The organism is Salmonella sp. NW645, assembly GCF_051703725.1.
Taxonomy (GTDB): Bacteria; Pseudomonadota; Gammaproteobacteria; order Enterobacterales; family Enterobacteriaceae; genus Salmonella; species Salmonella enterica.
This window is the reverse complement of record NZ_JAMMKR010000001.1, coordinates 691,062-705,759: the sequence shown is the minus strand read 5'-3', so window position 1 is coordinate 705,759 and position 14,698 is coordinate 691,062. Positions and strand designations below refer to the sequence as shown.

Here is a 14,698-nt window from a genome sequence, read left to right as displayed (position 1 = left end):
CCAGCCTAAGCATTGAAAGAAGGGTATTCTGTGAAAGAATTCACAAAAAAATGAAACCAGAATGCAAAACAGCATTTGTTCCTTATATCATAATAATAACTATTCTCAATTTTAAAGGAGTAATAAATAGATTAACGATAAAAAAGAAGATAAATAATCATTCCAGTAAATAAAAAACCGCAACCGGTATAAAGAAAAAGATAAGACCAATATTGTACGGGATCGGCATGGCGATAAACATAAACCGGTTTTCGCGCATTTTTGACAACTTTATCTACCGCGCCGGTTCGCCAGCCTTTCCAGGCCTCACGGAAGCAAAAAAGCGGGAGTAGCAGAAAGGCTAATATGACAAATATCGTCTGTACATCCATGATCATTTCCCTTTTTTCTTTTCCAGTTCAAGCAATTGTTCCGGCGTAACGGCCGGATACCCCTGGGCGTCATTCGGCACCTGATGCTGCGTGGGAATAGGTACCAGCGGGCCTAAAAAACGCGGTTCGCGTTTAAAAATATAGAGATCCGCCAGCGCGCTAAAGCGGGCGCCAAATTCGCGCAGGCGCACTGTCAGCATATTTTTGGGCGAAGGTACCGCGTAACACTGCGCCTGAATGCCCATATGCAACGCAATAAACAAGGCGCGTTCGCAGTGGAAGCGCTGAGTGATGATAATAAAGTCGTTGGTATCAAACACTTTGCGGGTACGCACAATGGAGTCAAGCGTACGGAAGCCAGCGTAATCAAGCACAATGTCCGCAGGATCGACGCCCGCCGCGATAAGGTCTTTGCGCATGGTCATCGGTTCGTTATAGCTTTGCAGGGCATTGTCGCCGCTGAGCAGCAGGTAATTGACTTTACCGCTATTGTAAGCGTTTAACGCGCCCTGGATACGATAACGATAGTACTGATTAATGACACCCTTGCGATAGTATTTGGCTGTCCCTAACACGACGCCAACCTGGCGGTAGGGGAGATCCTGTAGCTCGTCATAGATATAGGGCGCTGTTTTCCAGCTCATCCACCGATCGAGGCCAAGCACCGTCAACAGCAGCAAGCCTACCAGGACCAACAGGCTGTAAAACACGCGCTTTAACATGCAGGAAACTCGATACCAGGATGAAAGTACGATCAGGCTACTGTACCCGAAGACGTAGCGCAAGAAACCGCCGTCTGATTGCGGAGATTTTCAGCATGATTTCCCTTGTATCGGGTCGCGGGAGAGGAGAGTCAGGCCGGATAAGACGCCAGGGCGTCGCTATCCGGCACATTTGCTTAGCCGAGAAGCACGCGGTCAATATTATGGCAACCTAACGCTTTCAGCGTTGCGGCGGTGGCATCCCATTGAATTAATGCCGCATCGCCTTTTTCCGCCAGAATCGCGCGCTGAATATCCGCATAGTCATAGCCATTGAGACTCAGCAGGTTTAGCGCGCCTTGCAGTGGGGGAAGCGTAGGGTTAAAGGCGGCGTTTTCCGCATAGCTGCCGGTGAAAATACGGCCATCTTTACATTCCAGCGCCACGCCGCTCGGTGAGTGGCTATAAGGCATATGGCTCTTATTGGCTGCCGTAATCGCCGCTTGCGTTAGCGTATCGCCCGTTAACGTAAAGCCATGATCCTGCTCGTCCATCAGCAGCGTTTTGATCTCCAGATCTTTTGGCCCGAAAGCGTCAGGCAGATAATCGCGTAACGTATGCGGCGCGCGGCCCGGCAGATGAATGCGCAGATCCAGACCGCTGTTCAGCTCGTTCATAAACTGGCGACAGTGGCCGCAAGGCGTGTAGTTAACGGTGACGGCGGCGAGCCCTTTTTCGCCGCGTAGCCAGGCATGGCTAATCGCGCTTTGTTCAGCATGCACAGTTTGTTGCATGGTGGCGCCCAGGAACTCCATATTCGCGCCGAAATACCAGTTGCCGCTAACGCCGCGCGCAATCGCGCCGACGTTAAAATGGGACAAATCGGTACGGGCGCAGGCCGCCGCCAGAGGTAACAGTGCGAAAGCCAGCGCGTCTTCGTCCAGTCCCGCCGTATTTTTAAGCGTCGAGACCTGCTCTGCGGTTAGCATGGCGGGAAAATGGTGGTCCGCCAGGATAGGGGCCAGCGCTGATTGCAAATTATCCGCAAGCTGGGCAAAAGCAGTTTGAAAACGTGGATGCATGGCGTTGCCTCATAACAATGTAATGGAACCGTAGTTTACGGGCCTGCTATGTCTTAATATGTGATCTAAATCTCATTGCTTATGCAACTTGTGAAACTTAAATGAAAAATGCGCGACGTATCGCAAATTTTAACCCGGTCTTTTGTCCCGTCGTTAGCGCATTACCGCCAGAATGAGCGGAAACAAAAAGGGCGCTACCAGCGAGGTAATAATGCCGCAGATCACCAGCGCCAGGGAGCTAAACGCGCCTTCCTGGTAATCCAGCTCGGCGCAGCGCGCAGTACCGAGCGCATGTGAGGCGGTCCCCATTGCCAGCCCGCGTGCGGCCTTAGTACGGATGTGCATCGCGTTTAACAGCGTGTGGCCAAACACCGCGCCCAGAATACCGACAAAAATTACGCATACCGCGCTGATCGCGGGGATGCCGCCGATGCTGCCGCCCACCGCCATCGCGATAGGCGTAGTCACGGATTTAGGCAGTACCGATGCCGCGATTTCAGGCGTTGCGCCCATCAGCAAGGCAACGGATGTTCCGGTAATCATCGCTACCAGACTGCCGACAAAACAGATGCTAATAATGGATTTCCAACGCGCGCGAATCTGGTGCAACTGTTCATAAAGGGGATAGGCCAGCGCCACCACCGCCGGTTGCAGCAGATCGTTAAGCACTTCGCTGCCTTTGAAGTAATGCTCGTAGGGAATACCGGTCAGCAACAGAAAAGGAATAATGACTACCATTGCCACCAGCAGCGGATTCAACAACGGCATTTTAAAATGCGCCGCCAGTCTGCGGGCGGCGAAAAATACCGCCAGCGTCAGCGGTAACGACCACCAGATATATGTCATCATTTTTTCGTTCCCTTCTGCCCAACCACTTTACGTTCACCGTGTATCAGATGTGAACTCCAGCTTACGACCACAAAAACGACCAGCGTACTGATAGCGCAAGAGACCACCACCGGGCCGAATTGCGCGCGCAGTAAATCAAAATATTGCATGACCCCAACGCCAATCGGCACAAACAGCAACGCCATATAACGAATCAGCACATAACAGCCGGGGTTAACCCACTTTGCCGGCAGAATTTGCAGCGCCAGCAACACAAACAGAATTAACATCCCGATAATGCTGCCGGGAATAGTGATAGGAAGCAGTGATGCAAGAAAAATGCCTGCGTACAAACAGGCATAAATCAATACAAAAGCGCGTATATATTGCCAGATAATATTCAGTGACTTACTCATGTTTAAAGCCCTTGATGAGATGGATTCATCATACAATTAAACGTTAAAACGTGCTACCGATCACATCATGAATTCTTAGCATAGTGGGTATAGACAGCAGGAACATCGGGCAATGCCCCTGGTCGGCGGCGCTAAACCTGGGCTAAAAAATACAAAAAGCGACTCAGGGCCAAAGACGGCGTCTCATTCTTACGCCAGAACATCCCTACGCTGCCTTTTTGCTCAATTTTTGGCAAGTTTAAAATCGCCAGTTGCCCCTGGCTGGCATAGCGTTGCGCCAGCCGTAAAGAAAGAATAGAGATCATATCGCTGCTTTGCAGCAAATTGGTGCTGACGTTCATTGACGCTGACTCAATGGTGTTTTCCGGGAGCATGACGCCGTTATCGACGAGGGCGTTATCAATACTGATGCGAATAGGGGTGCCGGTTGGCCAGACTATCCACCGCCAGTGCGCCAGATCGCTCCAGGAGATCTGCGCTCGCGCGGCCAGCGGATGGTGCGGACGCGCCACAAAGCAGACCGGTTCGGTATAAAGTACCTGATAATTAAGCGGCAGTTGCAGGGCGCGGCCGCCGACACGCCCTACCACCACATCCACCTGACCGGCAAGCAAATCGTGCAGCAGCGGCGTCATTACCTTCTCTTCAATATTCAGATGCAGCGTCGGCATTTCGTTAAGCAGGCTCAGAATCGCCTGTGATACGCAGTCAGTCGCCACGGGCGAACAGCCGATCTTCAGGCTGCCAACCAGGCCGCCCTGCTTGAAACGGGCGATTTCATACTGTGAACGCTCCAGATCGTTAATTAGGCGCTGGGCGTGCTGGAGCAGTAATTTACCGCCTTCTGAGGGGCGTAGCCCTTTACTGTGGCGCTCAAAAAGCGTGATGCCTATCTCATCTTCGAGTTGAGATAACCACTTCGATAGCGCCGGCTGGGAGATATTCATCATCCGGGCGACGTGCGTCAGGTTGCCCTGTTCGCCCAGCGCAACCAGCGTTTGCAGGTGATGTAATTTCAATTTCTGCGCCCAGTTCGCCATTCGCTATAACCTCCAGGTTATGTCTCTGCCTGAAAAGCCATTGTACATTTTATCGCTCACTCTACAAACTCGTAACATAGCAAACATAAAAACAACATCTATCTCCCTGCACTGAGGCATTAGCTATGACTCAACGACGTGATCTACAAGCCCTTATTGATGCCGCGCCCGTCGGCAAAATGCAGTGGCGCGTTATCATCTGCTGTTTTCTGGTGGTTATGCTCGACGGTTTCGACACCGCCGCGATTGGCTTCATCGCCCCGGATATTCGTACTCACTGGCAGCTAAGCGCCAGCGAACTTGCACCGCTGTTTGGCGCAGGGCTGCTGGGGCTTACGGCCGGCGCGCTGCTATGCGGGCCGCTGGCGGATCGCTTTGGCCGCAAGCGGGTCATTGAGCTTTGCGTGGCGCTATTCGGCGCATTGAGCCTGCTTTCCGCTTTCTCGCCGGATATAGAAACCCTGGTGTTGCTGCGCTTCTTAACCGGTCTGGGACTGGGTGGAGCGATGCCGAATACCATCACCATGACGTCGGAATACCTTCCCGCTCGTCGACGCGGAGCGCTGGTCACGCTGATGTTCTGCGGTTTTACCCTGGGGTCGGCGATGGGTGGGATTGTGAGCGCGCAACTGGTGCCGCTGATTGGCTGGCACGGAATTCTGGCGCTAGGCGGCATCTTGCCTTTGATGCTGTTTTTCGGCCTGCTGTTCGCGCTGCCGGAATCTCCCCGCTGGCAGGTACGTCGCCAACTACCGCAAGCCGTTGTCGCCCGGACGGTCAGCGCCATTACAGGCGAGCGCTATCACGATACGCACTTCTTTCTGCATGAGACGGCAGCCGTCGCCAAAGGCAGTATTCGCCAGCTTTTTGCCGGGCGACAGCTTGTCATTACCCTGATGTTATGGGTGGTGTTCTTTATGAGCCTGCTCATTATCTATCTGCTTTCCAGCTGGATGCCGACGTTACTTAACCATCGCGGTATTGATCTGCAACAGGCGTCGTGGGTGACTGCCGCATTCCAGGTTGGCGGCACGCTTGGCGCGCTGTTACTCGGCGTGTTGATGGACCGGCTTAACCCGTTCCGGGTACTGGCGGTGAGCTATGCGCTGGGCGCGGTTTGCATTGTCATGATAGGCCTGAGCGAAAACGGCCTTTGGCTGATGGCGCTGGCGATTTTTGGTACTGGCATCGGTATTAGCGGTTCCCAGGTAGGGCTGAATGCTCTGACGGCGACGCTGTACCCCACCCAAAGCCGGGCGACGGGCGTGAGCTGGTCGAACGCCATTGGACGCTGCGGGGCGATTGTCGGTTCGCTCTCCGGCGGCATGATGATGGCCCTCAATTTCTCTTTCGATACGTTGTTTTTTGTCATTGCTATTCCGGCGGCTATCAGCGCGGTAATGCTTACCCTGCTGACGGTGGTTGTCCGCCTTTCGATTTCTGTACCTGACGACCTGCCGCGTGCCAGCGTCGTAAACGAATAAGGAGAATCTCCATGTCTGAAATAAATCAGAACGTAAAAGATAGCCGTCAGCAGTATTACCAGCATATTTCCGGGCAGAATCTGACGCCGCTGTGGGAATCGTTACATCACCTGGTACCGCAGACGCCAAACGCCAACTGCGCGCCGGCCTACTGGAATTATCAGGAAATTCGTCCGCTACTGATGGAAAGCGGCAATGTCATTGGCGCGAAAGAGGCGATCCGCCGGGTGCTGGTGCTGGAAAATCCGGCATTGCGCGGTCAGTCGTCGATCACGGCGACCTTATATGCTGGTTTACAGCTGATCCTGCCCGGCGAAGTCGCGCCGAGTCATCGCCATAACCAGTCGGCGCTGCGTTTTATCGTCGAAGGTAAAGGCGCATTTACCGCGGTGGACGGCGAGCGCACGCCAATGCATACCGGCGATTTTATCCTGACGCCGCAGTGGCGCTGGCACGATCATGGTAATCCGGGGTCAGAGCCGGTGGTATGGCTGGATGGTCTGGATCTGCCGTTAGTCAACCTCCTGGGCTGTGGGTTTGCGGAAGACTATCCCGAAGATCAGCAGCCGGTAACGCGAAAAGAGGGCGATTATCTGCCGCGCTATGCAGCGAATATGCTGCCGCTGCGCCACCAGCGCGGGAATTCGTCGCCGATTTTCAACTACCGTTACGACCGCAGTCGCGAGGCGCTGCACGATCTGACCCGTATGGGCGATCCGGATGAGTGGGAAGGTTACAAGCTGCGTTACGTTAATCCCGTCACCGGCGGTTATCCGATGCCGTCGATGGGCGCGTTCCTGCAACTGCTGCCAAAAGGCTTTGCCTCGCGTGTGGCGCGGAGCACCGACAGCACTATCTACCACGTCGTTGAAGGGGCAGGGCAGGTCACTATCGGCAACGAAACTTTTCATTTTTCCGCAAAAGACATTTTTGTGGCGCCGACCTGGCATGAGGTGTCGTTTCGCAGCAGCGAAGACACGGTGTTATTCAGCTTTTCGGACAAGCCGGTTCAGGAAGCCCTGGGGCTGTTCCGCGAAGCACGTTATTAATTAGGGAGAGAGAACATGACCAAATATGTATTCCAGCCGCAGGCCCCGGTGACAGTACCAGTGGCGGGCAGTGATGAGCAGTTTCCGGTACGTCGCGTTTACTGCGTGGGTCGCAACTATGCCGCCCATGCCCGTGAAATGGGCTTTGATCCCGATCGCGAACCGCCGTTCTTCTTTTGTAAACCAGCGGACGCTGTCGTCCCGGTAGTGGCGGGGGATACCCTGGAACTGCCGTATCCGGCGCAGACCGATAACTACCATTATGAAATTGAGCTGGTGGTGGCGATTGGTAAAAAGGGGAGCGATATCCCGCTGGAAAAAGCCCATGAATATGTCTGGGGATACGCCACCGGTCTGGACATGACGCGTCGCGATCGTCAGATGGAAATGCGTCAGATGGGACGCCCGTGGGAAATTGGCAAAGCGTTCGATCTCTCCGCGCCCATTGCGCCATTACACAAAGCCGCTGAAACGCATAATGTGGATAACGCCCCTATTTGGCTACAGGTTAACGGCGAAGACCATCAGCGCAGCGATATTCGTCATCTGATTTGGTCGGTGAATGAAACCATCAGCTATTTGTCCGGCTTCTTTGAATTGCAGCCAGGCGATTTGATTTTCACCGGTACGCCAGAGGGGGTGGGCGCAGTGGTGAAAGGGGATGTCATCACCGGGAACGTAGAAGGTCTGACGCCGATTGCTGTGAAAATTGTCTGAGGTGAACGATGAAGCTGTACAGTTTCTTTAATAGTTCGGCGTCTTATCGTGTACGTATTGCGCTGGCGTTAAAGGGGATTGATTATCAGACGGTGGGCGTCAATATTCGTATCGGCCAGCAGAATGCGCTGGCCTACCGACGGATGAATCCGGTAGGCCTGGTGCCGACGCTGGTCACTGATGACGGCGAATCGTTGGGGCAATCACTGGCCATCGTCGACTGGCTGGACCGACATTTTCCGCAAACGCCGCTGCTGCCGACGAGCGACCCGGCGCGCAGCCAGGCGCTGGAAATTGTCTACGCTATCGCCTGCGATATACACCCAATCAATAACATGCGCGTGTTGCGCTACCTGACCGATGAGCTGAAGGTTAGCGAAGAGGATAAAAAACGCTGGTACGCCCACTGGATACAGCAAGGGTTAAGCGCGGTAGAGCAGCTATTGCGTAAAAGTCAGTCCGGACGATTCTGCGTGGGCGACGCGCCAGGCCTTGCGGACTGCTGCCTGATTCCGCAGTGGGCGAATGCGCTCAGGATGGGCTGCGATTTATCAGGCTATCCGCGCTGTAAAGCCGTTTATGACGCCTGCGTACAGCTACCGGCGTTTATTGCCGCCGCGCCGGAAAATCAACAAGATAAAATCCCGGCCTGAAAAGGAGAATGACCATGACTCACGTGACAAGCGCAATTATTGTAGGTGGCGGAATCGGCGGCGCGGCGACCGCGCTGTCGCTGGCGCGCCAGGGAATAAAAGTCATGCTGTTGGAAAAAGCGCACGAAATTGGCGAGATTGGCGCGGGTATTCAGCTTGGGCCGAACGCTTTTTCGGCGCTGGATAGTCTCGGTGTGGGCGATGTTGCCCGCCAGCGTGCGGTGTTTACCGATCACATTACCATGATGGATGCCGTGAATGCCGAAGAAGTGGTATGCATTGAAACCGGACAGGCGTTCCGCGACCATTTTGGCGGGCCGTATGCGGTAATTCACCGGGTAGATATTCATGCAACGGTATGGGAAGCGGTGCTGACGCACCCTGGCGTGGAGTATCGTACCTCGACCCATATTGTCGATATCCGCCAGACGCCGGATGACGTTACGGTGTTTGATGAGCAGGGAAATAGCTGGACGGCGGATATTCTCGTGGGCTGCGACGGCGTTAAATCGGTCGTGCGGCAAAGTTTACTCGGCGATGCGCCGCGCGTAACGGGGCATGTAGTTTATCGGGCGGTGATTGATTGCGACGATATGCCGGACGATTTACGTATTAACGCACCGGTGCTGTGGGCAGGCCCGCATTGTCACCTGGTCCATTATCCGCTGCGCGGAGGCCAACAGTACAATCTGGTGGTGACATTCCACAGCCGCCAGCAAGAAGAGTGGGGCGTGAAAGACGGCAGTAAAGAAGAGGTGCTCTCTTATTTTGCCGGTATTCATCCCCGCCCGCGCCAGATGCTGGATAAGCCGACCTCCTGGCGCCGCTGGTCGACCGCCGATCGCGAGCCGGTCGCGAAATGGGGAACCGAGCGTATCACTCTGGTGGGCGACGCCGCGCATCCGGTGGCGCAATATATGGCCCAGGGGGCCTGTATGGCGCTGGAAGACGCCGTCACGCTGGGCAAAGCGCTGGAACGCTGCGACGGCGACGCGCAGCAGGCATTTGCGCTGTATGAGTCGGTGCGTATTCCCCGCACGGCGCGTATCGTCTGGTCTACCCGCGAGATGGGGCGTCTCTATCACGCCGCCGGGGTGGAGCGTCAGGTACGTAATCTGTTGTGGAAAGGAAAATCGCAGGAGGCGTTTTATCGCGGTATCGAATGGCTGTACGGCTGGAAAGAAGATAACTGTCTTGAGCCGCGTTGAGCGCTTTACGTGACGTAGCGTGGCGTTTGCGCCGCCACCCGGCAAAAAGTTTTGCTCATCGCAGAGAGGCGTTATGATAGCGCCTCTTTTTTTGCTGTGGATACCGATATGCGTGTTTTACTGGCGCCGATGGAAGGCGTGCTCGACGCGTTAGTGCGCGAGCTGCTGACCGAAGTGAATGATTACGATCTCTGCATCACCGAATTTGTGCGCGTGGTGGATCAGCTGCTGCCGGTAAAAGTGTTTCATCGCATCTGCCCGGAGTTGCATCATGCCAGCCGCACGCCGTCCGGCACGCCGGTGCGTATTCAGCTTCTGGGCCAGCATCCGCAGTGGCTGGCGGAAAACGCCGCGCGGGCGACGGCGTTGGGATCGTATGGCGTGGACCTGAACTGCGGCTGTCCGTCAAAAGTGGTGAACGGCAGCGGCGGCGGCGCGACATTGCTCAAAGATCCCGAACTCATCTATCAGGGCGCGAAAGCGATGCGGGCCGCGGTACCGTCGCATCTTCCGGTGACGGTAAAAGTGCGTCTCGGCTGGGATAGCGGCGATAGAAAATTTGAAATCGCCGATGCGGTGCAGCAGGCCGGCGCCAGTGAACTGGTGGTGCATGGCCGTACCAAAGCGCAGGGCTACCGCGCCGAGCATATCGACTGGCAGGCGATCGGTGAAATACGCCAGCGTCTGACTATTCCGGTTATCGCGAATGGCGAAATCTGGGACTGGCAGAGCGCGCAGGCATGTATGGCGGCCAGCGGCTGCGATGCGGTGATGATTGGCCGTGGGGCGTTAAATATTCCTAACCTGAGCCGGGTGGTGAAGTATAACGAGCCGCGTATGCCGTGGCCGGAAGTGGTTGCATTATTACAAAAATATACCCGACTGGAAAAGCAGGGCGATACCGGTTTATACCATGTCGCGCGTATTAAACAGTGGTTGGGATATTTACGTAAGGAATATATTGAGGCGACGGAACTCTTTCAGTCGATTCGGGCGTTAAACCGTTCGTCCGAGATTGCGCGGGCGATTCAGGCTATTAAAATCTAATCTCTACAGCGTCCAGAACGTGTGCCGGACAGATACTATCGCTGCCCGGCGCAGGAATCAGAAAATCATCTTAAACACGCCCGTTACCACCAACAGCCCAATCAGAAAAATAATTAAGATTGCCCATAGAAGAATTTTCATTGTTTGTCCCTTTATTGGTAAATACAAACAAAGTATAGGAAAGTATTAAGCCATCTGCTGCTTTGTTGGGCACGGCGACGTTTAACTCATGAAGGCTGCTGGCGCGTATTGCAGCAAAATCGTTCATTTATTAACGGGTTAATGGGACTTTACATTGAATCATTACATCAAAAAATGTATCAGATGAAATTATTTGCTAATCATATAAATTTCAAAATATGTCTTTTGTTGTCTGATGATGTATTGCCACGCGTAACTAAAAAATAGATCGTCGTAAGACGTACTCTCTGCGCACCTTTTTTTATCAGAACACCTCCATGAATCGTAATTCTTTCCTTGCCGCGACAGCGAGCTTACCGCTTTTTATTTTGCTGGCGGGCTGCGCCCCTATGCACGATACCCGCCAGTCGCTGACCCAGCAGACGCCCTCTTCTCATGTTGATTCCAGCCTGCCGGCGGCATTGAAAAACGGTTGGCCGGATAGCCAGTGGTGGAAGGCGTATCACGATGCGCAGCTTGACGCGCTGATTGATAATGCCATACAGCATTCGCCGGATATGCAGGTGGCTGAACAGCGTATTCAACTGGCGGAAGCGCAGGCGAAAGCGGTTGAGGCGCAGGACGGCCCGCAGCTCGACTTTTCTGCCGACATTGAGCGCCAGCGAATGTCCGCGGAAGGGCTGATGGGGCCATTCGCGATTACCGACCCCGCGGCGGGAACGACCGGGCCGTGGTATACCAACGGTACATTCGGCCTGACGGCGGGCTGGGATCTGGATTTATGGGGGAAAAACCGCGCTGAAGTTACCGCGCGGATCGGGGCGGTCAAAGCGCGCGAAGCGGAGCAGGAGCAGACCCGACAATTGCTGGCAAGCGGCGTGGCGCGACTCTACTGGGAGTGGCAGACGCAGGCGGCGCTGAAAAATGTGCTGATGCAAATCGAGCATGAGCAGCAAAACGTGGTGACGGTAAACCGGGAGCTGTATCAACACGGCATTACTTCTTCTGTTGAAGGGGTCGAGACCGATATCGACGCCAGCAAAACCCAGCAGCAGCTGAATGACGTTAACGGTAAAATGAAGGTTATTGAAGCGCGGCTCAGCGCGTTAACCAATACGCAATCGGCGGCGCTCAAGCTGCGTCAGGTGAGTCTCCCCGCCGTTGAAAGCCAGTTACCGTCGCAACTGGGGTATTCGTTGCTGGCGCGCCGGGCGGATCTACAGGCCGCGCACTGGTACATTGAATCCTCGTTGAGCAGCATTGACGCCGCGAAGGCCGCGTTTTATCCCGATATCAATCTGATGGCTTTTTTACAGCAGGATGCGTTACATCTTAGCGATCTGTTCCGCCATTCCGCACAGCAATATGGCATTACCGGCGGGCTGACGCTGCCGATTTTCGACAGCGGCAGGCTGAATGCCAACCTCGATATCGCCAAAGCGCAAAGCAACCTTTCTATCGCCAATTACAACAAAGCGGTGGTAGATGCGGTTAATGATGTGGCGCGCGCCGCCAGTCAGGTAGAGACGCTGGCGCAGAAAAATCAGCATCAGCAGCAGATTGAGCATGACGCGCAGCGTGTGGTCGGTCTGGCGCAAGCGCGCTTTAATGCCGGCATTATTGCGGGTTCCCGCGTGAGCGAGGCCAAAATCCCGGCACTGCGCGAGCAGTGTAACGGCTTGCTGTTGCAGGGCCAGTGGCTGGATGCCTCCATTCAGCTTACCAGCGCGCTGGGCGGCGGTTATCATTCCTGATTTTTCCGGATGATTCAGACAGGGTTCCTATACTTAGGCTGTGTATGAATCATCCGGAGAGGAATATGACCAAAGTTGCAATTGTAACGGCATCAGATTCGGGAATTGGCAAAGCGTGTGCGTTGTTATTAGCACAAAACGGTTTTGATATTGGTATCACCTGGCATTCCGATGAACGCGGCGCGCAGGAGACGGCGAAAAAAGCGGCGCAGTTTGGTGTGCGGGCAGAGACCATTCATCTTGACCTGAGCCAGTTACCCGAGGGCGCGCAGGCCATTGAACATCTTATTCAGCGCCTGGGGCGCGTTGACGTGCTGGTCAATAATGCCGGGGCGATGACCAAATCCGCGTTTATTGATATGCCGTTTACGCAGTGGCGGCAAATTTTTACTGTGGATGTCGACGGCGCGTTTCTCTGCGCGCAGATCGCCGCCCGGCATATGATTAAACAAGGAGAGGGAGGGCGCATTATCAACATCACCTCCGTCCATGAGCATACGCCGCTTCCGCAAGCCAGCGCCTATACCGCGGCGAAACATGCGCTGGGCGGATTGACTAAATCCATGGCGCTGGAACTGATTGAGCATCATATTTTGGTCAACGCCGTCGCGCCAGGCGCTATCGCCACGCCGATGAATGATATGGATGACAGCGATATTGAGCCGGGATCGGAACCCTCGATCCCTATCGCCCGACCGGGTTCTACGCATGAAATAGCCAGCCTCGTCGCCTGGCTGTGTTCGGAAGGAGCAAGCTATACCACCGGTCAGTCGCTGATTGTCGACGGCGGGTTTATGCTGGCGAATCCGCAATTCAACGCAAAATAAACGCCGGGGCCGGATGGCGGCGTTATGCCATCCGGATACCATCGGGTTTAACGGGCCTCCGCTTTGCCGCGTCTTTTCAGCCACCAGCGCACGCCCACCACCAGGACGATGGCCAGAATCAGCCAGACCCCGTGCCTGAGATGCTGATCGAGGTCGTGCAGCCATGGCGCGATCACCTCGCCGCCAAGATATCCCAGCGTGGTAAACAGCAGCGCCCAGATCAGCGCGCCTACAATATTCAGCGGCAGAAAAATTTTAGGCGGCAGGCGGCTGGCACCAATCAGCAGCGGGCCAACCACCCGGAAGCCGTACATAAAACGCGTGCCGATCACAAACAGATACGGATGGCGTTGGATCATTTTCTGCGCGCGACGAATCTTCGTATGATAACGCGGGAAACGACGCAGGATCTTCCCGCCATAGCATCGTCCTAACAGGTAAAGTAGCTGATCGCCCATCATCCCTCCCAGCGCGACGGCCGCCGCCACCAGCGGAAACTTGAGCAATCCCTGATGCGCCGCGACGCCCCCCAACAGGGTAACGGTTTCACCTTCGGCCATACTGCCGATAACCAGCGCCGCATAGCCATAATGCGTAATAAGCGTGTTGATATCCATGCGTAAACCACCTCCGGCATTAAGCATACACCCTGGCAAGAGGCGTGCGTGGCAAAGCCGACGTTTTGCCGGAGACTATTTTGCTATTGCTCATAAAATAACCACAAACTGAATTATACTTGAACATACTGGCATCTAAGGCAGCAGAAGGGGGCAGTATGAACCATGTATGGGGGCTTTTTTCCCATCCCGATCGGGAAATGCAGGTGATCAAAAGCGAAAACGAAACCGTTTCGCATCACTATACGCACCATGTTTTGCTGATGGCGGCGATTCCCGTCGTCTGCGCCTTTATCGGCACGACGCAAATCGGCTGGAATTTTGGCGACGGCAACGTGTTACAACTCTCGCTGTTTACCGCTTTTGCGCTGGCGGTCTTGTTCTACGGCGTGATGCTGGCGGGCGTCGCGGTGATGGGACGCGTCATCTGGTGGATGGCGCGAAACTATCCGCAACGGCCATCGCTTGCGCGCTGTATGGTTTTTGCCGGCTATGTCGCGACGCCGCTGTTTTTAAGTGGTCTGGTGGCGCTCTATCCCCTGGTATGGCTATGCGCTTTGGTCGGCGCTGTCGCGCTCTTTTACACCGGCTATTTGCTGTATTTGGGTATTCCGACTTTCCTTAACATTAATAGAGAGGAAGGATTAAGCTTCTCCAGTTCGACGCTCGCTATCGGCGTGCTGGTCCTGGAGGTGCTACTGGCGATCACCGTGATCCTGTGGGGATACGGCTACCGCCTGTTCTGATGCGAAAAAGGGCTGGC

Annotated in this window: 17 protein-coding genes; 9 read left to right on the top strand and 8 right to left on the bottom strand. The window is 54.7% G+C overall.

Annotation, left to right across the window (positions count from 1 at the left end):
• Nucleotides 1-131 precede the first annotated feature (131 nt).
• The 6 genes from NA389_RS03620 to NA389_RS03595 form a co-directional block, all read right to left on the bottom strand.
• Complete coding sequence (locus NA389_RS03620) at nt 132-377, bottom strand: DUF2542 family protein (protein ID WP_000605187.1); 246 nt, start codon at nt 375-377, stop codon at nt 132-134.
• Nucleotides 374-1,093, bottom strand: a complete 720-nt coding sequence (gene sanA / locus NA389_RS03615; protein ID WP_000920081.1) for an outer membrane permeability protein SanA — start codon at nt 1,091-1,093, stop codon at nt 374-376. The genes NA389_RS03620 and sanA overlap by 4 nt, the downstream gene beginning before the upstream one ends.
• Nucleotides 1,094-1,269: 176 nt before the next feature.
• A complete protein-coding gene (gene cdd / locus NA389_RS03610) occupies nt 1,270-2,154 on the bottom strand; it encodes a cytidine deaminase (protein ID WP_000553526.1) in 885 nt (294 codons plus the stop codon).
• A 153-nt stretch (nt 2,155-2,307) separates the two neighbouring features.
• Nucleotides 2,308-3,003, bottom strand: a complete 696-nt coding sequence (locus NA389_RS03605) for a CidB/LrgB family autolysis modulator (RefSeq protein WP_000989296.1) — start codon at nt 3,001-3,003, stop codon at nt 2,308-2,310.
• The gene (locus tag NA389_RS03600; protein WP_000045719.1) at nt 3,000-3,398 is read right to left on the bottom strand and encodes a CidA/LrgA family protein; all 399 of its coding nucleotides are present in this window, start codon (nt 3,396-3,398) and stop codon (nt 3,000-3,002) included. The genes NA389_RS03605 and NA389_RS03600 overlap by 4 nt, the downstream gene beginning before the upstream one ends.
• A 131-nt stretch (nt 3,399-3,529) precedes the next feature.
• The gene (locus NA389_RS03595; RefSeq protein ID WP_000024662.1) at nt 3,530-4,438 is read right to left on the bottom strand and encodes a LysR substrate-binding domain-containing protein; all 909 of its coding nucleotides are present in this window, start codon (nt 4,436-4,438) and stop codon (nt 3,530-3,532) included.
• A gap of 125 nt (nt 4,439-4,563) precedes the next feature.
• Between NA389_RS03595 and mhbT the strand changes: the two genes are divergently transcribed.
• The 6 genes from mhbT (at nt 4,564) to dusC (ending at nt 10,596) form a co-directional block, all read left to right on the top strand.
• Entirely contained in the window at nt 4,564-5,922 is a 1,359-nt protein-coding gene (gene mhbT / locus NA389_RS03590; RefSeq protein ID WP_000194217.1) for a 3-hydroxybenzoate transporter MhbT, read from the top strand.
• An 11-nt stretch (nt 5,923-5,933) separates the two neighbouring features.
• Nucleotides 5,934-6,971 carry a gentisate 1,2-dioxygenase gene (gtdA, locus tag NA389_RS03585; RefSeq protein ID WP_001289857.1) on the top strand — a complete coding sequence of 346 codons (1,038 nt, stop codon included), beginning with the start codon at nt 5,934-5,936 and terminating at the stop codon, nt 6,969-6,971.
• A gap of 15 nt (nt 6,972-6,986) precedes the next feature.
• Nucleotides 6,987-7,688 carry a fumarylacetoacetate hydrolase family protein gene (locus tag NA389_RS03580; RefSeq protein ID WP_000170627.1) on the top strand — a complete coding sequence of 234 codons (702 nt, stop codon included), beginning with the start codon at nt 6,987-6,989 and terminating at the stop codon, nt 7,686-7,688.
• Between the two features lie 8 nt (nt 7,689-7,696).
• Nucleotides 7,697-8,341 (top strand): maleylacetoacetate isomerase, encoded by a 645-nt coding sequence (maiA, locus tag NA389_RS03575; RefSeq protein ID WP_000781183.1) that lies wholly within the window; start codon nt 7,697-7,699, stop codon nt 8,339-8,341.
• A gap of 14 nt (nt 8,342-8,355) precedes the next feature.
• Nucleotides 8,356-9,549, top strand: coding sequence for a 3-hydroxybenzoate 6-monooxygenase (locus NA389_RS03570; protein WP_000150103.1), 1,194 nt, complete (start codon nt 8,356-8,358; stop codon nt 9,547-9,549).
• 108 nt (nt 9,550-9,657) lie between these two features.
• Nucleotides 9,658-10,596, top strand: coding sequence for a tRNA dihydrouridine(16) synthase DusC (gene dusC / locus NA389_RS03565; RefSeq protein WP_001264834.1), 939 nt, complete (start codon nt 9,658-9,660; stop codon nt 10,594-10,596).
• A 57-nt stretch (nt 10,597-10,653) separates the two neighbouring features.
• Here dusC and yohP read toward each other — a convergent pair whose 3' ends face one another.
• Entirely contained in the window at nt 10,654-10,737 is an 84-nt protein-coding gene (yohP, locus tag NA389_RS03560; RefSeq protein WP_000698460.1) for a small membrane protein YohP, read from the bottom strand.
• A gap of 317 nt (nt 10,738-11,054) precedes the next feature.
• Here yohP and mdtQ point away from each other — a divergent pair, with 317 nt between their 5' ends.
• On the top strand, nt 11,055-12,491 hold the full coding sequence (gene mdtQ / locus NA389_RS03555) for a multidrug resistance outer membrane protein MdtQ (RefSeq protein ID WP_001081457.1): 1,437 nt from the start codon (nt 11,055-11,057) through the stop codon (nt 12,489-12,491).
• 65 nt (nt 12,492-12,556) lie between these two features.
• Nucleotides 12,557-13,318, top strand: coding sequence for an SDR family oxidoreductase (locus NA389_RS03550; RefSeq protein ID WP_000169608.1), 762 nt, complete (start codon nt 12,557-12,559; stop codon nt 13,316-13,318).
• Nucleotides 13,319-13,365: 47 nt separating this feature from the next.
• On the opposite strand, the gene NA389_RS03545 is transcribed toward NA389_RS03550, so the two are convergent.
• Entirely contained in the window at nt 13,366-13,935 is a 570-nt protein-coding gene (locus tag NA389_RS03545) for a DedA family protein (RefSeq protein WP_001523476.1), read from the bottom strand.
• A 158-nt stretch (nt 13,936-14,093) separates the two neighbouring features.
• Here NA389_RS03545 and NA389_RS03540 point away from each other — a divergent pair, with 158 nt between their 5' ends.
• A complete protein-coding gene (locus tag NA389_RS03540) occupies nt 14,094-14,681 on the top strand; it encodes a Yip1 family protein (protein WP_001017057.1) in 588 nt (195 codons plus the stop codon).
• Nucleotides 14,682-14,698 lie beyond the last annotated feature (17 nt).